General features: G+C 75.1%; 19 protein-coding genes. 5 read left to right on the forward strand and 14 right to left on the reverse strand.

Annotated elements, in window-relative coordinates; translation table 11 throughout:
- Positions 1–61: 61 nt before the first annotated feature.
- Positions 62–2,413, forward strand: coding sequence for a transglutaminase TgpA family protein (locus HNR25_RS02510; RefSeq protein ID WP_184633126.1), 2,352 nt, complete (start codon positions 62–64; stop codon positions 2,411–2,413).
- A 314-nt stretch (positions 2,414–2,727) separates the two neighbouring features.
- On the opposite strand, the gene HNR25_RS02515 is transcribed toward HNR25_RS02510, so the two are convergent.
- From HNR25_RS02515 to HNR25_RS02560, 10 genes are all read right to left on the reverse strand, one after another.
- Positions 2,728–3,132, reverse strand: a complete 405-nt coding sequence (locus HNR25_RS02515; protein ID WP_184633128.1) for an SCO2097 family morphological protein — start codon at positions 3,130–3,132, stop codon at positions 2,728–2,730.
- A 281-nt stretch (positions 3,133–3,413) separates the two neighbouring features.
- Positions 3,414–4,688: a DNA polymerase IV gene (gene dinB, locus HNR25_RS02520; protein ID WP_184633130.1), complete on the reverse strand. Its 1,275-nt coding sequence runs from the start codon at positions 4,686–4,688 to the stop codon at positions 3,414–3,416.
- A 58-nt stretch (positions 4,689–4,746) separates the two neighbouring features.
- Positions 4,747–5,550 carry a methyltransferase gene (locus HNR25_RS02525; protein WP_184633133.1) on the reverse strand — a complete coding sequence of 268 codons (804 nt, stop codon included), beginning with the start codon at positions 5,548–5,550 and terminating at the stop codon, positions 4,747–4,749.
- A gap of 55 nt (positions 5,551–5,605) precedes the next feature.
- Positions 5,606–6,028: a transcription antitermination factor NusB gene (gene nusB, locus HNR25_RS02530; RefSeq protein ID WP_184633135.1), complete on the reverse strand. Its 423-nt coding sequence runs from the start codon at positions 6,026–6,028 to the stop codon at positions 5,606–5,608.
- Between the two features lie 46 nt (positions 6,029–6,074).
- Positions 6,075–6,638 (reverse strand): elongation factor P, encoded by a 564-nt coding sequence (gene efp / locus HNR25_RS02535; protein ID WP_184633137.1) that lies wholly within the window; start codon positions 6,636–6,638, stop codon positions 6,075–6,077.
- A gap of 142 nt (positions 6,639–6,780) precedes the next feature.
- The gene (aroB, locus tag HNR25_RS02540) at positions 6,781–7,860 is read right to left on the reverse strand and encodes a 3-dehydroquinate synthase (protein WP_184633139.1); all 1,080 of its coding nucleotides are present in this window, start codon (positions 7,858–7,860) and stop codon (positions 6,781–6,783) included.
- Complete coding sequence (locus HNR25_RS02545; RefSeq protein WP_184633141.1) at positions 7,857–8,381, reverse strand: shikimate kinase; 525 nt, start codon at positions 8,379–8,381, stop codon at positions 7,857–7,859. The genes aroB and HNR25_RS02545 overlap by 4 nt, the downstream gene beginning before the upstream one ends.
- Positions 8,382–8,423: 42 nt before the next feature.
- A complete protein-coding gene (aroC, locus tag HNR25_RS02550) occupies positions 8,424–9,602 on the reverse strand; it encodes a chorismate synthase (protein ID WP_184633143.1) in 1,179 nt (392 codons plus the stop codon).
- A 56-nt stretch (positions 9,603–9,658) separates the two neighbouring features.
- A complete protein-coding gene (locus HNR25_RS02555) occupies positions 9,659–10,525 on the reverse strand; it encodes an A24 family peptidase (RefSeq protein WP_184633145.1) in 867 nt (288 codons plus the stop codon).
- An 82-nt stretch (positions 10,526–10,607) separates the two neighbouring features.
- Positions 10,608–11,312: an SseB family protein gene (locus HNR25_RS02560; protein WP_184633146.1), complete on the reverse strand. Its 705-nt coding sequence runs from the start codon at positions 11,310–11,312 to the stop codon at positions 10,608–10,610.
- A 242-nt stretch (positions 11,313–11,554) separates the two neighbouring features.
- On the opposite strand from HNR25_RS02560, the gene HNR25_RS02565 reads away from it, so the two are divergent.
- The 4 genes from HNR25_RS02565 (at position 11,555) to HNR25_RS02580 (ending at position 16,397) form a co-directional block, all read left to right on the forward strand.
- On the forward strand, positions 11,555–12,097 hold the full coding sequence (locus HNR25_RS02565) for a YceI family protein (RefSeq protein ID WP_184633147.1): 543 nt from the start codon (positions 11,555–11,557) through the stop codon (positions 12,095–12,097).
- A gap of 95 nt (positions 12,098–12,192) precedes the next feature.
- Positions 12,193–12,513, forward strand: coding sequence for a DUF2470 domain-containing protein (locus HNR25_RS02570; RefSeq protein ID WP_312862310.1), 321 nt, complete (start codon positions 12,193–12,195; stop codon positions 12,511–12,513).
- Positions 12,514–12,683: 170 nt separating this feature from the next.
- The gene (locus tag HNR25_RS02575; protein WP_184633148.1) at positions 12,684–15,383 is read left to right on the forward strand and encodes a protein kinase domain-containing protein; all 2,700 of its coding nucleotides are present in this window, start codon (positions 12,684–12,686) and stop codon (positions 15,381–15,383) included.
- 111 nt (positions 15,384–15,494) lie between these two features.
- Entirely contained in the window at positions 15,495–16,397 is a 903-nt protein-coding gene (locus HNR25_RS02580; RefSeq protein WP_184633149.1) for an aldose 1-epimerase family protein, read from the forward strand.
- Positions 16,398–16,433: 36 nt separating this feature from the next.
- Here the strand turns inward: HNR25_RS02580 and HNR25_RS02585 are convergent, their stop codons facing one another.
- The 4 genes from HNR25_RS02585 to HNR25_RS02600 all read right to left on the reverse strand — a co-directional run bounded on the left by HNR25_RS02585 (position 16,434) and on the right by HNR25_RS02600 (position 20,550).
- Positions 16,434–17,075 carry a nucleotidyltransferase family protein gene (locus HNR25_RS02585; RefSeq protein ID WP_184633150.1) on the reverse strand — a complete coding sequence of 214 codons (642 nt, stop codon included), beginning with the start codon at positions 17,073–17,075 and terminating at the stop codon, positions 16,434–16,436.
- A gap of 115 nt (positions 17,076–17,190) precedes the next feature.
- The gene (locus tag HNR25_RS02590) at positions 17,191–18,480 is read right to left on the reverse strand and encodes an XdhC family protein (RefSeq protein WP_184633151.1); all 1,290 of its coding nucleotides are present in this window, start codon (positions 18,478–18,480) and stop codon (positions 17,191–17,193) included.
- Positions 18,473–19,603 (reverse strand): vWA domain-containing protein, encoded by a 1,131-nt coding sequence (locus HNR25_RS02595; RefSeq protein ID WP_312862311.1) that lies wholly within the window; start codon positions 19,601–19,603, stop codon positions 18,473–18,475. The genes HNR25_RS02590 and HNR25_RS02595 overlap by 8 nt, the downstream gene beginning before the upstream one ends.
- Before the next feature lie 5 nt (positions 19,604–19,608).
- Entirely contained in the window at positions 19,609–20,550 is a 942-nt protein-coding gene (locus HNR25_RS02600) for an AAA family ATPase (RefSeq protein ID WP_184633152.1), read from the reverse strand.
- Positions 20,551–20,742 lie beyond the last annotated feature (192 nt).

The raw sequence follows: 20,742 nt of genomic DNA on the forward strand, positions 1-20,742 counted from the left end.
CGGTTAGGAGGAACGGCGCACCCCGACGCCCGACGAGCGGCTCCGGGGCCGCCGGTACACGATGTTCGCAAAGGCCGCCCTCACTCTGGCGACCGCAGTGGCGCTGCTGCTCGCTCTGCCCGCGCTGGGGCCGCTGATCGCCGGCGGCTCCTGGTGGGGCCCCTCCGCCGCCGTGGTCGCCGCCTGCGCCGCGGCCGGGCTGGGGCTGCGCGCTGCGCGCCTGCCCGCGGCCACGGTCCCGGTCCTGCAGGCCGCCGTGGCGCTGTGCGTGCTGACCGGCGCGTTCGTCCCGCACACGGCGCCGCTGGGGTTCGTTCCCACCCCTGATGCACTCCGCGACCTGGCCGCGGTGTTCACCGAGGGGCGCGCCCAGATCGGCACCGAGACCACACCCGTACCGGCCACGCCCGCTCTGGCGCTGGTGGTCGCCACGGCACTGGGCATGCTGGAGATCGTCGCCGACTTCCTGGTCGTGACCGCCCGGGCGGCCGCGATGACGGCACTGCCCTTGGCGGGACTGCTGCTGGTCCCGCTGCTGGTGGACGACCGGGGCCTGGCACCCGTCGCTTTCGCCGGGGCCGCGGCCGGCTACGTGGTACTGCTGGCGGTGGACGGCTGGGTGCGCGGCGCCGACTGGGGCGTTCCCGTGCGCAGCGCACACGACACCGCCGCACCGGTGCTGGGCGGCTTCCAGCACGTCGGCACCGCCGGGGGCGTGGCCGCGGCGGCGGTGGCGCTGGCGCTGGTGGTCCCGCTGGCGGTGCCGGGGCTGTCCTCCAGCTCCCTGTACGCCCTGGCCGACGGCAGCCGCCTCGGCGGGGAGACCGTCACCACCACCCATCCGCTGGTCAGCTTGCGCAGGGACCTCTCGTCGACCTCCGACCGGCCGGTGCTGACCTACCGGACCGATGCCGACACCCCCGACTACCTTCGGATGTACTCCCTGGACGCTTTCGACGGCCAGAACTGGACCATGTCGCGGCTGCGTGCCGAAGGCGACGGGGACCTCGACGACGAAATGCTGCCCTCCCCGCCGGGCCGGACCACGATCGACAGCGAACGCACCACCACCGAGGTCACGCTCGCCGACCGCTTCGAGACCGACTTCCTTCCGATGCCCTATCCCCCGCGCGAACTCTCCGCCTCCGGAGAGTGGTACGCCGACGCCGACACGCTGATGGTCTTCACCACGGGTTCCCCGACGCGCGGCGGCGACTACGAGGTCACCAGCCTGGACAACGAACCCGACCCCGAAGCGCTGGCCGCCGACGCTCCCCCCGGATCCGACCTGGACGAGCGCTACCTGGACGTTCCCGGAAGCGTCGGCGAGCGCACCGCGGACCTGGCGGCGTCGATCACCTCCGGCGCCGACACCGCCTACGACCAGGCGGTGGCGCTGCAGGAGTGGTTCACCGAGCGCGACCGGTTCACCTACGACCTGACGCCGCCCTCCGTCCCGGACGGCGAGGATCCGCTGTCCTACTTCCTGTTCGACAACCGGGTCGGCTACTGCGAGCAGTTCGCCGGGGCGATGGCACTGCTGGCCCGACAGGCGGGCATCCCCGCGCGGGTGGCCATCGGCTACACGTCGGGCACCGCCACCGGCGACGGGACCTGGGAGGTCACCGAGTCCGACGCCCACGCCTGGCCCGAGCTGTACTTCGAGGACGCCGGGTGGCTGCGGTTCGAGCCGACCCCCTCCTCTCCCGGCGGCCAGGGCACGGCCACGGTGCCCGACTACGCCGACGGCGCTCCGTCGGCTCCGCAGGACGGATCCGCCCCGGGGCGGCAGGAGCCCCAGGACGACGGCGGCGCCGGCGCATCGGCCGAACCCGAGGCCCCCGGGGCCTCCGCCGCGTCGGAGAGTCCCGCCGCGGAGGAGGACGAAGGCCGGGGCGGCCTGGCCGGCGGGGTCGGCGACGGCCGCGGCCCGGGCTGGTGGGCGGCGCTGGTTCTGACCGCCGTACTCGCGTGCGCCCTGCTGCCCGCGCTCGCCCGGTTCCTCCTCCGGCGCACACGGTGGGTGCGCGCGGGGTCGGCGACCCAGCGCGCCCGCGCCGCATGGCGGGAGCTGCGCGACGACAGCCGCGACCTGGGGCTGGCGTGGAGCGCGGCCGAGTCGCCGCGAGCGGTCGCCCAGCGGCTGAGCGAGGATCCCGGTCTGCCGGAGCAGGCCCGTGCCGCGCTGTGGCGCCTGGCGATGGGCGAGGAGACCGCGCGCTACTCTCCCGAGTTCGCTCAGGAGGGGTCGCCGTCCGACGACGGCCGTCGGGTGCGTGCGGCGCTGCGGGCGGCCTGCGGCCGCGCGGCCGCGCTGCGGGCGGTCGTGCTTCCCCGGTCGCTGCTGCCCGCGCCGCAGGCGCCGGTGCCCGATCCGCCCCGCGCCGCGTCTTCCGGGGCGGCCGCGGGATAGGCCGCCGGCGTCGAGGACGACGCGGAGGCCGCCCCGGTCCGGAGTTCCCGAGGGGGCCTTCCGTGCCGCCGGGGTGGCGGGGTCGCGTGTGAGGCTGCGGCGTGCGCTCGGCGGCCCTGGAAACGCACGCGACGTGAAACGTCTCCGGTGGGCGGTGGCAGGCGACGGGCGGGCTTGCTCGCTGGGCGAGCTGCGCCCCATCGCCCCAGCCTCCGGGGGGCCGCCTCCACGGCAACGCGCCCGCCGGAGTCCTCTCCGACGGGCGCGTACACGCTCGGGTGCGGCCGGACGCCGGCCGCGGGCGCGGGGGCGGTCTAGCGGTCGTCGCCCTCCTGGCGGCGCCGCCACCGCTCCTCGAAGCGGTTCATCATCCCCGGGCGCTGCTGGCGCCGGCGCTGCTTGGGTTCGGCTCCCTTGGTCTGCGACTGGGCCGCAGCCTCGCCTCCGACGGCGACGCGCCTCCAGGCGTTGAGCCCCCACAGCAGGCACGCCAGCATGACGATGAAGCCGATGACACCGACGATGACCTGCTGGAGGATCATCCCGCCCATGAGGAGCGAGATCCCGACGACGAACCCGACCGACGCCTGGACGATCGACCGCTTGTAATGCACGGCGGGATTCGTCTGGCGCACCGTATTGGCGAACTTCGGATCCTCGGCGTAGAGCGCCTGCTCGATCTGGTCGAGCATACGCTGCTCGTGTTCAGAGAGCGGCACGGCGCCTCCCAATGACAGTCCCCGCGTAGGGTGAGGTGTGCTGACCAACAGGCCGTTGTTCAGTGGTATGCCCAGAATAAGGTGCCTTAGCGCCTACTGAAAAGAAAAGATGAGCGTGTAGCTGACCCACAGAGGCCACTTTACCCGCACCGTCGAACCGCAACACCGCTGCGCTCGCCCTCCTACTGTCCCCTGCTCTGCGCGGCACGCCCCGGCCGACGCGGGCCGGCCGCGGACCTGCCACCCCCTACAACGGATCCGATCGCCCGAAAGTTGCAGTACTATACGTCATCCTCGTCACGCTTGGCCAAAGCGGCCGGTCGGATGGCCCCGCTGCCGAAGCGCCGCGTGACGGCGTCCATAGCCTGTTCGGCTTCGCGCCAACCGGTTTCGGGTTCGTCCAGGCTGAGTTGGCGGTGGGACCCGGCGGCCGGCGCCAGCCCTTCCATGCGCACCCCCACCAGCCGCAGCCTCGTCCGCTCCAGGCCCGCGGCGTCGTACAGCTCCCGCGCGGCGGCGTTGACCTCGTGCGCGACGTCGGTGGGCTCGTTCAGGGTGCGCGAGCGGGTGATGGTGGTGAAATCGGCCCGGCGCAGCTTCACCACCACGGTCCGCCCCACCTGGCCGGCGGCGCGCATCCTGCGGGCGACCTTCTCGGCCAGCCGCAGCAGCTCCCGGTGGATCACCGCCGGGTCGTCGACGTCGCAAGGGAAGGTCTCCTCCGACCCGATGCTCTTGTCGGGCGTGGAGGGCACCACCGCGCTGTCGTCGCGGCCCTGGGCCAGGGCGGCCAGGCGGTCGCCCAGCGCCGTCCCGAACTCGCCGCGCAGCGTGGCCGCCGAAACGCGCGCCACGTCGCCGACCGTGCGCAGGCCCAGGCGGGTCAGGGTCTGCTCGGTCTTGTCGCCCACTCCCGACAGCGCGCCCACCGGCAGCGGGTGCAGGAACGCGGTGACCCGCTCGGGCGGCACGGCCAGCAGGCCGTCGGGCTTGCACCGGGTCGAGGCGAGCTTGGCCACCAGCTTGCTCGGCGCAGCGCCCACCGAGCAGGTCAGGCTCTGCTCCTCGCGCACCCGCCGCCGGATCAGCTCGGCGATGCGCGCCGGGTCGCCCAGGCGGCGGCGCGCACCGGCGACGTCCACGTAGGCCTCGTCCAGCGAGACGGGCTCGACGTCGGGCGAGACCGACAGCAGGATGTCCATGACGGCTTCGGAGACCCGCTTGTAGTGGGCGCCGTCGGGCGGGAAGACGGCGGCGCCGGGGCACAGCCGCAGCGCGCGCACCATCGGCATGGCTGAGTGCACCCCGTAGGAGCGGGCGATGTAGTCGGCCGAGGAGACCACGCCCCGCGGCCCGGTCCCGCCGACGATGATGGGCGTGCCTCGGGTCTCGGGGCGCTCCAGCCGCTCGACGCCGGCGAAGAACGCGTCCATGTCGATGTGCAGGACCGTGCACTCGGCGGCGGCCGCGCAGTCGCCGTCCGGCAGCGGTTCGACGCCGCCGGACCCGACGATCCCCCGCAGGGCCCGCCCGCGCTCAAGCTGGCGTCGGCTCATGCCGCCAGTGTGCCGCCGTCGGCACCGGCAGCGCCACCCCGGTCCCGGCCTGCGGCCCTCACAGCGGCCTGCGGGCCAGCAGGTGGATCTGGGTGGCGATGCCCGCCAGCGCCGGGTGCACCGAGGCGGCCTTCTCCAGCTCCAGCAGCTGCTCGCCGACGTGGGCCTCGCCGTCGAGCACCCGGCCGGGCAGCAGGTCGGCGAATACCCGCACCCCGCGGATGTCGTCGCCGCCCAGCCCGGCCCGCTCGGCGAGGTCGGTGAGCTGGCCGGCGGTGAAACGGCGCGGCATGGGGTCACCCGGGCCCCAGCGGCCTTCGGGGGCGTCGATCAGGCGGCGGGCGTCGGCGAGGTGGCCGGACAGCGCCCGGTGCATCACGCCTGCCACGGCGTTGGCCGCCAGTACGCTGACCGCGCCGCCGGGCCGGGTGAGCGCGGCGACGTCGGCCAGGGCCGCGGCCGGATCGTCGACGTACTCCAGCACGTTGTGCATCAGCACCAGGTGGGCGTGGGCGGCCGGCAGCAGGTGGGCCAGGTCCGTGGTCTCGCCCTGCAGCGCCCGCACTCGCACTCCGGCTTCGGCGGCCCGGCGCTCCAGCGCGGCCAGCGAGTCGGGACTGGGGTCGACCACGGTGACGCGGTGGCCCAGCTGCGCCAGCGGGACGGCGGCACCGCCGGTGCCGCCGCCGGCGTCGACGATGTCCAGGATCTCGTTCTCGCCGTCGGCGGGCCCCTGCTCGGCCAGGGCCGAGCGCAGAACCTCCCAGACCACGTCGGTGCGGGCGGCGCTGGCCGCCCGGTGCGGGCCGGACCCCGCGCCGGGGTCGCCCGGCGCGGTGCCGCCGTGGGGCTTGTCGCTCACACCGGCTCCCCTTCTGCTTGCTGGTGTCGAGGCCTGCCGACGGCACGCCGTCCGGTCAGGGCGCGAGCTGGGCCTTGTTCTCCATCAGCCGCGAAAGCAGGCCGTTGATGAAGGACGGCGATTCGTCGGTGGACAGTTGCCGGGCCACCGCGACCGCCTCGGAGATCGCCACGCCGTCGGGGATGTCGCCGTCCCACAGCAGTTCGTAGGCGCCCATCCGCAGGATGTTGCGGTCGACCACGGGCATGCGCTCCAGGGACCAGTCGATCGCGTAGTCCTCCAGCAGGGTGTCGAGGCGCTCGCGGTGCTCGTCGACGGCGTGGGCCAGCCCGATCGTGAAGTCGTTGATGGGCGGCTCGGTCTGGGCCCGCCGCCGTTCCAGGACCGCCTCGACGGTCGCGCCGCGCACCTCGGCCTCGTACAGGATCTCAACCGCGCGCCGGCGCGCCTTGCGCCGCGCTCCCCCGCCGCTGCTCATCGCTTCTCCGCCCGGTCGCCCCGATCGCCGCTCGCAGTGAGCGCCATCAGTTGACGCGGCCGAGGTAGTCGCCGGTGCGGGTGTCGACCTTGACGCGCTCGCCGGTGGTGATGAACAGCGGGACCTGGATGACCGCGTCGGTCTCGATGGTGGCGGGCTTGGTGCCGCCGGTGGAGCGGTCGCCCTGCACGCCGGGGTCGGTCTGGGTGACCTCGACCTCGACGGCGGCCGGAAGCTCGACGTAGAGCGGCGCGCCCTCGTTCATCGCGACGGTGACCATCGCGCTTTCGAGGAGGTAGTCGGCGTTCTTGCCCACCACCTTGGCCTCGACCGGGATCTGATCGTAGGTGTCGGTGTCCATGAAGATGTAGGACTCGCCGTCGGTGTAGAGGTACTGCATCTCCCGGCGGTCCACGTTGGCGACCTCGACCTTGGCGCCGGCGTTGAAGGTCTTGTCGACGACCTTGCCGGAGGTGACGTTCTTCAGCTTGGTGCGGACGAACGCTCCGCCCTTGCCGGGCTTGACGTGCTGGAACTCCACGACGTTCCAGAGTTCTCCGCCGTCGAGCTTCAGGGTCGTGCCGTTCTTGAGGTCGTTCGTCGAGGCCACTTGAGTCGTCTCTCCAGGGGTCGGGCTCGGTCGGTGGCGGGCGGGCGCCCCGCAGGGCCGCCGCGCAAGCGCGTGCTGCCGCCGTCGTCACCGCAGTCTAGTGGGTTTCACCCGGTGCGGGGTTCACCTCGGTCCGGGGCGTTCAGGTGCTGATCGCCGCGTAGGCGGAGTCCAGCAGCTCCGGCGCGGGTCCCGGAAGCACAGCGGGCCGCCCGGGGCCGTCGAGCACGATGAAGCGCAGCACGGACCCGCGCGCCTTCTTGTCGACGCGCATGGTGCTGCGCAGGTCGGGCCAGGCCGCCCCGGAGTAGCCGGTGGGCAGGCCCACCGACGCCAGCACCGTGCGGTGGCGCTCGACCAGGTGCGCGTCGATGCGCCCGTCCAGGCGGGCCAGTTCGGCGGCGTAGACCATGCCCACGGCCACAGCGTAGCCGTGCCGGAACGTGTAGTCCTCGGCGCGCTCGATGGCGTGGCCGAGCGTGTGCCCGTAGTTGAGGATCTCGCGGCGCCCGCTCTCGCGCAGGTCGGACGAGACGACTTCGGCCTTGACCGCGACGGCGCGCTCGATCAGCTCGCGGGTGTGCGCGCCGCCGGGGCGCGCAGCGCCGTCGGGGTCGTCCTCGACGAGCTCCAGAATGGCCGGGTCGGCGATGAACCCGGCCTTGACGACCTCGGCGAGGCCGCCGATGTAGTCGGCCGGGGGCAGGCTCTCCAGGGTGTCCAGGTCGCACAGGACTCCGGCGGGCGGGTGGAAGGAACCCACGAGGTTCTTGCCCTCGGCGGTGTTGATGCCGGTCTTGCCGCCCACGGCGGCGTCGACCATACCCAGCAGGGTGGTGGGCACCAGCACGCTGCGGACCCCGCGCAGCCAGGTGGCGGCGACGAACCCGGCCAGGTCGGTGACGGCTCCGCCGCCCACGCCCACCACGGCGTCGGTGCGGGTAAACCCGGCTCGGCCGAGCCTGCCCCACAGTCCGGCGGCGACCTCGGCGGTCTTGGCGGCCTCGCCGTCGGGCACGGCCATGGGGTGGACGGTGTAGCCGGCCGGCCCCAGGGCGCTCAGGACCGCCTGTGCCGGGGCCTCCAACCCTTCGGGGTGGATGACCGCGACCTGCGCGGCACGCGCGCCCACCAGCTCGGGCAGCTCGGCGGAGACGCCGCGGCCCACGACGACGTCGTAGGGGTCGGCGGCGCCGCCCACGCCGATGCGGGTCGCGCTCACCGGGTGCCGCCCCGGTGCTCGGGCAGGGCCGCGACGACCGCGTCGACGATCTCCTCGGGGTGGTAGCCGCTGGTGGGCACGGTCGACTTCGCCAGGCCTTCGTAGAACGGAAGCCGCTCCTCCAAGAGCTTGCGCAGCCGGGTGCGGGGGTTGCCGACCAGCAGCGGGCGCGGGGTGTCCAGGCCGACGCGCTTGGCTGCGTCGCCGAAGTCCACCTGCAGGTAGACCACGTGGTGGCGGGCCAGTTCGGCGCGGGTGTCGGAGTCGAGGACCGATCCCCCGCCCAGCGCGACGACGCCGTGCCACGACGCCAGCGCCTCGGCGACGGTCTCGCGCTCCAGCGCGCGGAAGGCGGGCTCGCCGTCCTCGACGAAGATGTCGCCGACGGCTTTGCCGGACCGCGCCGCGATCTCGGTGTCGGTGTCCAGCAGCTGCACCTCCAGCCGCTCCGCCAGCGCCCGGCCGACCGTGGTCTTGCCCGCACCGGGCGGGCCGATCAGGACCGCGATCGGTGTGCTCATACGATGCCTCCTCGGGGGTGGGCGGCCGGCGCCCCGCCGGGCCTAGCGGTCCTCCAGCGTATCGAGGTAGGCCCGGGCGTTGCGGGCGGTCTCGGCCAGGGAGTCGCCGCCGAACTTCTCCACGGCGGCCTCGGCCAGCACCAGCGCGACCATGGCCTCGGCCACCACGCCCGCGGCCGGAACCGCGGTGACGTCGCTGCGCTGGTGGTGGGCCTGGGCCGGCTCGCCGGTGGAGACGTCGACGGTGTCGAGTGCGCGCGGGACGGTGGCGATGGGCTTCATGGCCGCACGCACGCGCAGCGGCGCGCCGGTGGTCATGCCGCCCTCGACGCCGCCGGCGCGGTTGCTGCGGCGGCGCACGCCCTCGGCCCCGGGCTCGATCTCGTCGTGGGCGGCCGAGCCGCGCCGAGCGGCGGTGCGGAATCCGTCGCCGACCTCGACTCCCTTGATGGCCTGCACTCCCATCAGCGCGCCGGCCAGTCGGGAGTCCAAGCGGCGGTCCCAGTGGACGTGGCTGCCCAGGCCCGGCGGCAGGCCGTAGGCCAGGACCTCGACGACGCCGCCCAGGGTGTCGCCGGCCTTGCGGGTCTCGTCGACCTCGGCGACCATGCGCTCGCTGGTCTCCGGGTCGAAGCAGCGCAGCGGATCGGCGTCGATGCGCTCCAGGTCGCCCGGCTCGGGTCGGGGCGTTTCGGGGGCGTCGATCTCGCCCATGGACACGACGTGGCTGAGCAGCTCCACACCCAGCGCCTGGCGGCAGAATGCGCGGGCGACCTCGCCGACGGCCACGCGCGCCGCTGTCTCGCGGGCGCTGGCGCGCTCCAGCACGGGGCGGGCCTCGTCGTGGCCGTACTTCTGCATGCCCACCAGGTCGGCGTGTCCGGGCCGCGGGCGGGTGAGCGGGGCGTTGCGCGCCATGCCCTCCAGTTCCTCGGGGGGAACGGGGTCGGCGGACATGACCCGCTCCCACTTGGGCCACTCGGAGTTGGCGACCTCGACGGCCACCGGGCCGCCCTGGGTCAGGCCGTGCCGGATCCCCCCGACCAGGGTGACCTGGTCCTGTTCGAACTTCATCCGGGCGCCCCGGCCGTACCCGGCGCGGCGGCGGCGCAACGCGGCGGCGATGTCGTCCGAGGTCACGGCGACGCCGGCCGGAAGGCCTTCCAGTATCGCGACGAGTGCGGGTCCGTGGGACTCCCCCGCGGTCAGCCAGCGCAACATGCCTCCGATCATTGCACGTGCGGGGCCGCAACGGCACATCGGCGCCGTCGCGGGCGTCAGGCCGCCAGGACCGCCGCGATCACCGGGTCTCCCGCGAGCAGCGCGGCCAGTGCGCCGCCGAGCATGAACGGGCCGAAGGGGATCCGGGTGCGGCGGGTGGCGCGGCGCAGCGCTATCAGGACCAGCCCGAGGACGGAGGCGGCGACGAAGGCGGCGAGAGTGCCCGCCACCACCGTCGCGGCCCCGCCCCAGCCGAGGTGGAGCCCGACCAGCCCGGCGATTTTGACGTCGCCCCAGCCCATGCCGGCCGGATAGACGAGCCACAGCAGCCAGTACAGCGCGGCCAGCCCCGCCATGCCGCCCAGCGGCCCGGCCGCGGCGAGGAGGCCGGCGCCGGCGAGGGCGGGCGCGCCCGGTACCCCGGGGGCGGCGGCGCGCTCGAGGACGGCGGCCCCGGCGACCAGGGGCACCGCGACGAGGTAGGACGGCCCGACGACGGCGTCGGGCAGCCGGTGCACGCGGATGTCGATCACCGCCAGCGGCACGCCGACGGCCGCGAAGAACAGCAGCGCGGCCAGCCACAGCGGGTTGTCCGCGGCACCCGGGGCCCCGGAGGCGGCGCCGCAGGCGGCGAACAGCAGCGCGGTGGCCGCCGCGGCGGCGACCGACGCGGGAACCGTCCGCGCGCAGGAGGGGCAGCGGCCGCTGCGGGCGAAACCGCGCACCCGCACCGCCGGCAGCCACGCCAGGAACGCCACGGCGGCTCCGCAGTGCGGGCAGGCGGGCGGGGGCGGCGGGCTGTCGTCGACGGATGCGGGATCGTGGCGGACGAAGAGGGGTACCAGCCGGCTGGTACCGGCGCCGACCGCCGCTCCCGCGGCGCCCAGCGCCAGTATCAGCGCGGCGTCGGCGATACCGGGCATGGGCGGAACCTAGCCGATCCCGGGGCGCGGCGCCCACTCCCCTCGGCAGCCTGGGGACGGGCCCCGGGGCGGGCCGGTGCGGTCACTCCGGGCGTGCGGCGCGGACGACGGCGCTCAACTCCGCTCCGCCGGGCAGCATCGGGGCGAGTTCGGCGGACAGGCGGTCGGCGACGCGGCGCAGCGACTCGTCGTCGCGGCGCTCCAGCTCCAACCGGATGCCGATCTCGGCGCGTTCGGATTCGTGGATACGCACCCGCCCGATGCCGAACTCGGTGTGGGTGACCCGGTAGATCAGCGCGAGGATCTGCGGATCGTCCTTGGGGGCGGGCACGGTGCCCTGCTCGGCCAGTGTGGTCAGGAAGCGCCCCTGCACCGCGTAGGTGACCGGGCCGGCGACGTCGACGACCACGGCGTCGGCGCCCTCCTCCATCGCGGTGCGGCAGGCGTCGACGGCCGTGACCGGCACCGGCCGGGCGTCCTCGCGCCAAGCGCGGGCCGCGTCCACGGAGGTGAACGCGAGTACGCCGCGGCGGCCGTCCTGGCCGGTCATCAGCGGCATCGCGATGTCACTGGTCTTTTCGCCGGTGCGTCCGGCGTCGTCCTGGCCGGTCTCGCCGGCCACGGCCACGACGGGCACCAGCAGACGGGACTCCCCCAGTGCGGCGAGGACCTGCCGATCCCCGGCCTCGCCGCGGGAGTAGGCCTCCAGCCGGGAGGCCACGGCCGTGTCGGCCGATCCGTCGTCGTCGCGGAAGCGCTGGGCGCCGGAGATGGTGGGGCGGGTCACGCGCTCGAAGCTCCTGCTCTTCGGGGCGGATCCGCCCCAGTCGGGATGTCTCGGACCAGCTTAACCAACCGGGTGCCCCGTCGAGGGGGCGAACGCGGATCCGCCGGGCGCGCCTGTGCCGGCGGCCCCGCGGAAGCGCGGCTCCTCAGGGTCCGAAACGGCCGTTCCGCACCCCTGCTCACCGTGCGTGTACGACTACACTGTGCGGCGAGTGTCACCATCGCCGCAAGCAGGGGGAGACCATGTCCGACCAGCAGCTTCAGCCGGGAACCTGGCGAATCGACACCGCGCACTCGATCGTCGCGTTCTCGGTGCGCCACATGATGGTCAGCCGGGTGCGCGGGCGCTTCGAGCGTTTCGACGCCGAGCTGACCGTGCCCGAGGATCCGATGCAGTCGTCGGTGCGCGCCACCCTCGACGCCGACTCCATCAACACCGACAACGAGCAGCGCGACAACCACATGCGCTCCGCCGACTTCTTCGAGACCGCCTCCCATCCGCAGTGGATCTTCGAATCCACCGGCATCCGGACCTCCGGCGAGGACCTCCTGCTGGCGGGCGACCTCACGGTGAAGGGCACGACGCGACCGGTCGAGCTGCGCCTGGAGTTCAACGGCGTCACGCGCGACCCCTACGGGCTGCTCCGCGCCGGCTTCCACGCCGAAACCGAGATCAGCCGCAGCGACTTCGGTGTCGACATCGAGATGCCCATGGACGGCGGCGGCGTCGTGGTGAGCGACCGGATCAAGGTCGACGTCGACGCCGAGTTCACCCTCCAGGAGTGAACGCCGACGGCCCGGATATCGTGGCGGGGCCGCCGGCCGCCGGCCGGCGGCCCCGCGCGACGGACGCGCGGCCGCACAGCACCCGGAGGAGGGCCGTGCCCGAGCCACCGTTCACCGCCGAGGCGGTCTCGGCGATCACCGCCCACATGAACGACGACCACGCCTACGAGACCCTGGTGATATGCCGCGCCCTGGGCGGGGTACCCGACGCCTCCGCGGCGCGGATGACCGGTGTCGACAGCGGGGGCGGCGACTACGCGGCGCTCGTCGGCGGCGCGGAGACGGCGGTACGCATCCCCTGGTCGCACGACCTCACCGAACGCTCCCAGGTGCGCCGCGAGGTGGTGCGCATGTACCGCGAGGCCTGCGACCGCCTGGGGCTGCCACCCGACGGCGCGGACGCCGGCGACCGCTGAGATCCGAAACCACATTCCCCGGATTCCCCGGCCACCGCCGGGAGACCCGTTCCTCGGCCGCACCGGACGGTTCGCGCTCGCCTAGTCTGGAAGCATCAGGCCCGGCGCGGCGGCGTCTCCGCAGTCGTGTCCGCGGCACCAGCGAGATCCCCGAGAGCGCCGCTACCACGATGGCCGATCCCGAGTCCGCAGACCCCGACTCGCCCACCCGGAGCATCGGGTCCGACGACGCGACCACCCGGCTCGGCGCCGACCGCGCCCGCACCCGGTGGATCACCCGCGTCCTGCACCCCGGCCCCGGCCCGCGCCGGGACGATCCCGGCCCCGGCCCGGCCGCCGCGCGCACCCGCGCGCTGACGCGCCGCGCCGGTGCCGGCGCCCCGGCTCCCTCCGGCCCGCCGGCACCGTCCCGGTGGCGGCGCACGGCGACCCTGCTGCTGGGCTGGTTCCCGCGGCTGCTGGCGCGCGTGGTGGTCGGACCCGCCGGCGACATCGACTACGCGGTGCCGACCGAACTGCGCCGCAGCTACACCGTGCTGAAGCGCATCGGCGCCGGCGGCGAAGCCGTCGTCTACCTCGCCGAGCCCGCCGGCGCCGGACGCGCGCGCCACCGCCGGCGCCCGGCGGAGTCCGCAGATCCCGGGCCGCACGAGGACCGGGACCGCGTAGCGCTGAAGGTCTACCGTCCCGGCCACGACATCAACCGCGAGCTGCTCGACCGGCTGCGCGCCCGCGACCGCGGCGATCCCCACACCCCGGCCGTCCACGGCTACGGCCGCGCCCGCAGCTCCTGGGACGAGGAGGTGGCCTGGGAAGCCCAGGAGTACTTCCCCGCGGGCTCGCTGCGGTCGGTCATCGACCGGGCGCCGGTCGACGACACCACGGCGCGCGCCGTGGTGTCCGCACTCACCGACTGCCTGCACCACTGGCAGGAGCACCTGCAGCACAACCACACCGACGTCAAGCCCGAGAACCTGCTGATCCGCTCCGCCGACCCTCCGGTGTTCGCGCTGACCGACTTCGGCGGCGCGGTGCGGGCGACGATGAGCCGGGTCTACGGCGGCCTGGCCGTCACCGAGGCGTACGCGGCCCCCGAGGTGGTCGAGGGCCGCCGGGAGGCGCCGGCGGCGTGGTGGTCGCTGGGCGTCATGGTGCACGAGCTGCTCACCGGGCGCCGCCCCGAGGGCGGCGAGAGCTGGCTGACCGCGCGCAGGAGCGAGGTCGACGTTTCCGCCGTCGCCGACGAATCGTGGCGGCTGCTGGTGCGCGGGCTGCTCACCCCCGCCCCGTCGGCGCGCTGGGGCCATGCCGAGGTCCGCCAGTGGCTGTCCGGCGAGCGCCCGAGCCTGGTGCGGCCCCGCGCGCACGCGCCCATCCGCTTCGCCGACGCCTCCCACGACGACCCGCCCAGCCTCGCCTTCGACCTGCTGGACCGGTGGGACCGGGGCGAGGTGTGGCTGCGCACGCACTGGCCGACGGTGCGCACCTGGCTGGACCGCGAGGTCGGCGACTACACGTTCGACCGCTCCTACCTCACCGACCTCGACGCCCGCCCCGAACGCGTGCACCTGGCCATCAGCGCGCTGGCGGCGCGGTTCGTGCCGGGCATGCCGCCGCGCTTCCGCGGACTGGAGGTCGGCGCCGACGGCGTGCTCGCGCTGGCCCGCGGCGGATCCAGCAGGCACGCCGTGCTCCGCGAGGCCCTGGAGCTGGGTGCGCTGGACCTCGCTGCACGGCACTGGTGCGCTCACCCCGGATGCCGCGCCGAGGGCTCCGGCCGCTGCGCACCCCTGGAGCACGTCCAGCACGAGGTGCCGCTGATCATGCGCCGGGTCGAGGCCACCGTGCAGGGGCTGGCGTCGGGCCCGGCGGTGGCCGCCGGCGCCGCCGACCTCCCGCGGTTCGCCTGGGACTCCGCGTGGGCCCTGGCCGCCGAGCTGGTCCTGGACCCCGAGGCGGCCGGGCGCGAGCGCCGACGGCTGCGCGCGCAGTCGTGGCATCCGCGCCGCCGCAGTCCGGCCCCGCACGTGGACTGGTGGCGCCACCAGCGCGACGTGGGGCTGCGCCGCCGGGCCGGACAGGTCGACGAGCTCGCGGCGCTGGTGGCCGCCTCGCTGCTGCTGCCGGTGGCGGCGCGGCTCGGCGCCGCCGAGCGCGACCGGGAGCGGGCGGAGGGCCGTGCGCGGCGGCGCGACCGCCGAGCGGCGTTCACCGGCGCCGCGGGCGAGCGCTGGCGGCGGGTGCGTGCGCGCGCCCAGGACCCCCGCACTCCGCCCGGGGAGTCCGACACGGGGGCGCCGTGGGGCGCGGCGCCGCCCTACGGCCCGGGCGGAGCGCCCTACGGCCGCCCGCCGACCGAGGCGGAGCAGCGCAAGGCGCGCCGCCGCGAGGCCCGGGAGCGCAAGAGCGTCGAACGGAGCATGCGCCAACTGGAACGGGCGGAGGGGGCCGGCCGCTGCCGCAGGTTCGCCTACCCGGCCGCGGCGGCGGGACTCCTCGACGGGCTGGGGCGGCTGCTGCGCGCCGACGGCTTCTATCCGGACCGGTCCGGTCCGTTCGCCGAGGCTTACACCGGTTTCGTGGACGTCGCCGGCAGCGCCGCGGTTTCGGCGGTGGCGGGCGCCGCGGACGCGGCGGTGGGACTGCTGCCGGCGCAGTCGGAGGACCGGTGGTGGCTGCCCGTGGTGCTGGCGGTGCTGCTGGTGGTGCTGGGGCGGACGGCGTCCGGCCGCCGCCGCGCACGCACGCGGCTGACGGCGTACCGGCTCGCGGCGGCGGCCTCGGCGCTGATGCTGCTGGTGGTGCTCTCCACCGGCCTGCTGATGGTGGCCGCGGGCGTGCTGATCCCGTTGTACAACCTCGCCGGTTGACGCGGCGGGACGCCGCCCGGGACGCGTGAGCGGTGGGCCGCTCCCGACGGATCTTCGGCGGCCACTATCATCGCCCGGGACCCGTAGCGGAACGGAAAGGGCGGCATTCTGGTGGGCGATGCGATCGAGTTGGCGGCAGGAGACTACCGGGCGGACATCGGCCGCCGAGGCGCGGCGATGTGCCGGCTCTCCTTCGGTGGCGAGGAGCTGATCTGGCGGTGCCCGCCGGACGAGCCGCCTCCGGCCTCCCACGGTCTTCTGCTGGCCCCTTGGCCCAACCGGATCCGCGACGGCCGGTACACCTTCAAAGGCGTCGAGCACCAACTGGAGGTCACCGAGCCCCGACGCGGTACGGCGCTGCACGGACTGGCCTACAGCAGGCCGTGGCTCCCGGTGGAGATCGCGTCCGACCGGGCCCGGCTGACCTGTCTGCTGGACGGCGCCGCGGGCTATCCCTACAGCCTGGAGCTGGCGGCCGACTACGAACTGGACGCCGCCGGCGGGCTGTCGGTGACCGTCGCGGCCCGCAACACCGGCGACTCCCCCGCGCCGTACGGCATGGGGTCCCACCCGTTCCTGTCCGTGGACACCATGGAGGACGCGGTGCTGGAGCTGCCCGCCTCCCGCCGGCTGCCCGTGGACGAGCGGCTGCTGCCCGCGGGCGCCCCGGAGCCCGTGGAGGGCACCGAGCACGACTTCCGCACGCCCCGGCCCATCGGGGCCGCGGCCTTCGACACCGCGTTCACGGACCTGAAGCGCGACGCCGACGGCCTGGCCTGGACGGTGCTCACGTCGGGCGGCACGTCGACGGGCGTGTGGGCCGACTCCTCCTGCGGCTGGCTGCAGGTGTTCAGCGCCGAGGGCCTGCCCGGCGGGCTGAACCGCCGCGGGCTCGCGGTGGAACCGATGACCTGCCCGCCGGACGCGTTCAATTCCGGCACCGACGTGACCGTCCTGGAGCCGGGCGAGGAGACGCGGTCGCGCTTCGGCGTCATGCGCCTGTCCCGGCCCTGATCCGCCGCTCGCGGGCGGGGCGGGCCGCTCCGCCCGTCAGGTCGGGCGGGGCGGAGCGGTCCCCCGCCCGGCCAGGCACGACTCGAGCCGTTCCAGGTCCTCGGGGGTGTCGATGTCGTCGGGGCTGGCCACGTCGTCGCAGGGGACGTTGGTGACCAGGTGGGAGTAGGCGCGCAGGAACGGGCGCGCTCCCACGTCGCCCTCGGCGAGGGCGTGGACGCTGGGCCAGTGCTCACGGCCCAGCAGTACCGGGTTGCGCAGGTTTCCGGCGTAGGTGGCCACGGCCGCACGCGCACCGTCGTCATGGGCCGCGATCAGCCGCCGCACGGCGGCGGCCGTCACCAGCGGCTGGTCGACCAGCCCGATGACGACGGCGTCGACGTCCTCGGGCAGGGCGTCCAGGCCCACCCGCAGCGACGAACCCAGCCCGCTCTGCCACCCGGGGTTGTGTACGGCGGCCGCATGCTCGGCGTCGGCCCGCGCCGCCCCCGTGATCACGTATACGGGGGCGCAGCCGCCGTCGTGCAGCGTGCGCGCGCCCCGGTCGACGAGCCGTTCCCCGGCGACTTCCACCAGCGCCTTGGGGCGGCCCAAGCGGCGCCCCTCCCCCGCGGCCAGCAGCAGTCCGGCGATCGGCGCCGTGCGCGCGCCGTCCTCGCCCCGCTCGCGTGTCGTCATGCGGCGATGATGCCACGCCGGGCGCGGGCGGCGTCCGGCGTTCGCGGGCCCTTCCCCGCGCCCCGGACCCGGGCGCCCGCCGCTGCGGGGAATCCGGGCGGGTCGGCGACCGGGGTTACACGCCGAGATGACCGGTTCCGGCCGCCCCGTTCACCGGCGGGTCGGGCGTGTCGCGGGGGCCGGACCCGGTCACTGCACCGTCCGCCGGAGGCCGGTCGGCCGGGCCGCCGGCGGAGGGACGGCCCGTCACCGCGCGCGCCTCCGGAACCGGGGACGGCCCGCCCGCCCCCGCGGCGGCGATCGGCTCGGTGTGGATGCGCCCGGAGGTGGTGGACAGCGGGCGCCCGCTACCGCCCCACCGGGTCTGGATGAGTTCGGCGGCGATGGACACCGCGGTCTCCTCGGGGGTGCGCGCTCCCAGGTCGAGCCCGATGGGCGAGTGCACCCGCGCGAGCTGATCCTCCCCGACCCCCGCCTCGCGCAGCCGGGCCAAGCGGTCCTCGTGCGTGCGCCGGCTTCCCATCGCCCCGATGTAGCCGGCCGGGGTCCGCAGTGCGGCCTCCAGTACGGGCACGTCGAACTTGGGGTCGTGCGTCAGCACGCACACGGCCGTGCGCTCATCGATGCGGGCTTCGATCTCGCCGAGGTAGACGTGGGGCCACTTCACGACCACCTCGTCGGCGCGCGGGAAGCGCTTGGCGGTGGCGAAGACCGGTCGGGCGTCGCACACGGTGACCCGGTATCCCAGGGAGGCGCCGATGTCGGCGACCGCGGCCGCGAAGTCGATGGCTCCGAACACGAGCATGCGCGGAGCCGGGGCGAACGACTGGACGAACACATCCAGCTCGTCGCCGCGCCGCTGGCCGTCGGCGCCGTACCTCAGGACGCCGGTGCTGCCCTGGGCCAGCATGCCGCGGGCGTCGTCGTCGACCGCGGCCTCCAGGCGGCGCCCGCCCAGATCGCCCTCGGCGCCGCCGGGCCGGATCACCCGCCGGGCGCCCAGCCGGCCGGGCCCTCCGGCGACGGTGGCCACGGCGACCGGGCGGTGCGCCTCGATGTCGGCGACGACCGCGCCCAGGTGCGGGTGGCGCGCCGGGTCGACGGGCTCGACCAGCACGTGCAGGGTTCCGCCGCAGGTCAGGCCGGCGGCGAAGGCGTCGTCGTCGCTGACGCCGTAGGTGGCGCGCTCGGGCTCGCCGGTGGCGATCACCTGCTGGGCGAGCTCGTAGACGGCGCCTTCGACGCAGCCCCCGGAGACGCTGCCGGCCACCTCGCCGGAGGGGCCGACGGCCATCGCCGCGCCGGATTCGCGGGGCGCGCTGCTGTAGGTGTCGATGACGGTGGCCAGGGCGAACGTGTCGCCGGAGGCGTACATGTCGGCGACGGCGGCGCGGATATCACGCACGGTGCCCTCCTCCCTCGTGCCGACCGCCGATCACGGCGGTGGCGAGCTGCTCCAGCGCGTCCAGGCTGTGACCGGACACGAACGCGTCGATGTGCGGCCAGGCGGCCCGCATCCCCGCGGTGAGCGGCGCGTAACCGGGCTGGGCCTTGTGCGGGTTGACCCACACCACGCGGTGGGCGAGCCGGGAGAGCCGGGCCATCTGGGTACCCAGCTGGGAGGCGTCGCCGCGCTCCCAGCCGTCGGAGGCGATGATCGCCAGGGCGCCGCGGGCGGCGCCGCGGCGGCCGTACAGGTCCAGGAACTCCTTGAGTTCGCCGCCCAACCGGGTGCCGCCGCTCCAGTCGGGGATGGCCTCGGCCACGGCCGCGAGTGCGGCGCCGGGGTCGCGCACCCGCATCTGCGGGGTGAGGCGGGTGAGGCGGGTGCCCACGCTGAAGGCTTCGGTGTGGAGGGGGTGGCCCCGGACGACGACGTGGGCCAGGCGCAGCAGCGCGTCGGCGTAGGGCGACATGGAGCCGCTGATGTCGACGAGCAGCACGACACGGCGCGCCCGGGTGGAGCGGTGGCGCCGCGGCAGCCGCACGGGCTCGCCGCCGGTGCGCAGCGCGGCCCGCAGCGTGCGGCGGTAGTCCAGCCGCCCGTGCGCGGCGGGTTCGAGGCGGCGCGTGCGGCGCCGGGGGCGGTCGGCACTGATGCGCGAGACCAGGCGGGCCACTTCGGCGCGTTCCTCACGGGTGAGCGAAGCGATGTCGGCCGAGCGCAGCACCTCGGTTCCGCCGGCGGCGAGCAGCCCGGCGGTGTCGGCGTCGTCTCCGTCGGCCGCCTCCGGCGGGTTCCACATGGCCGGGACGGTGGCGGACAGGGGGCTGGTGGTACGGGCCGGCGCGGGACGCGTGCCGAAGTAGTGGACGAAGCAGGCGTCGTAGCGGGTGAGGTCGGCTCCGCCGGAGCACAGGGTGAGCCGGCCGGCCCAGTAGACGGGGCCGGGCCGGGTGACGTCGAGGGTGTCGACGGCGCGCAGGAACGCGGTCGCGCGGCCGGTGTCGGCGCCGACGCCGGCCGCGCGCAGCGTGCGGACGAACCCCATCAGGGTTTCGGTGGTGTCGCGGCCGGCCGGCTCCACGGTGTTCACCCCGCCGGCGCCCGGTCGTGGCCGTCGAGCAGGGTTCGCAGCCGGGCCCGGACGGCGTCGTGGTCCTCGCGGTGCTTGATCAGCGCGCCGAGGCTGCGGGCCGCGGAGTCGGGATCGAGCTGGCGGGCGCCCAGGGCTATCAGGGCCGCGGTCCAGTCGATGGTCTCGGCCACACCGGGCGGTTTGACCAGGTCCAGTCCGTCGTCGGCGGGGTCGCGCAGCCGCTGGCCGGCGGCGGCGACCTGGTGGACGAGCCGGTCGGCTGCGTCGGGCAGCCGACGGCGGATGATGGCGACCTCGCGGTCGAAGCCGGGGTTGGGCATCCAGTGGTAAAGGCAGCGGCGCTTGAGCGCGTCGTGGACCTCGCGGGTGCGGTTGGAGGTCAGCACGGTCACCGGAGGGGTGTCGGTACGCACGGTACCCAGCTCGGGGATGGAGATGGCGAAGTCGGAGAGGAACTCCAGCAGGAACGCTTCGAACTCGTCGTCGGCGCGGTCGATCTCGTCGACGAGCAGCACGCAGGGGCCGGCGGCGCCGGCTTCCAGGGCGCGCAGCAGGGGCCGCGCCAGCAGGAAGCGGCGGTCGTACAGGCCCGATTCGAGCCGTTCGGCGTCGGTTCCGGCGCCGGCGGCCTGGGCGGCGCGCAGGTGCAGCAGCTGGCGCGGGTAGTCCCAGTCGTACAGGGCTTGGGCGGCGTCGATGCCTTCGTAGCACTGCAGCCGGATCAGGGGCGCTCCGAGTGCGGCGGCCAGAGCCTTGGCCAGTTCGGTCTTGCCGACGCCGGCGTCGCCTTCGAGGAACAGCGGACGCGCCATGCGCGCGGCCAGGAAGCAGGCGGTGGCCGCGCCGTCGTCGGCCAGGTAGTCGTGCTCGTCCAGCCGGCGGGCGAACTCGTCGGGGCCGGTGATCGACTCGGCGGCGGGCGGTGCGTCGGCCATCGTCCGGGCCTCCCCTCCTCTTACGGCCCAGGTTAGACGCTCGGAGGCTACGGCGGCACGATCGGCGCGGACAAGAACCGGCGAGACGCGGCGCGCCGCGTCGTGGGGGTGCGCACACGGGCGGTATGCGCGTGTCGGCCCGCCGGCGGGGCCGGTTCCAGGGCGATGCGGCCCAGCAGCGCGCCGTAGGCG

The organism is Streptomonospora salina (assembly GCF_014204715.1).
Taxonomy (GTDB): Bacteria; Actinomycetota; Actinomycetes; order Streptosporangiales; family Streptosporangiaceae; genus Streptomonospora; species Streptomonospora salina.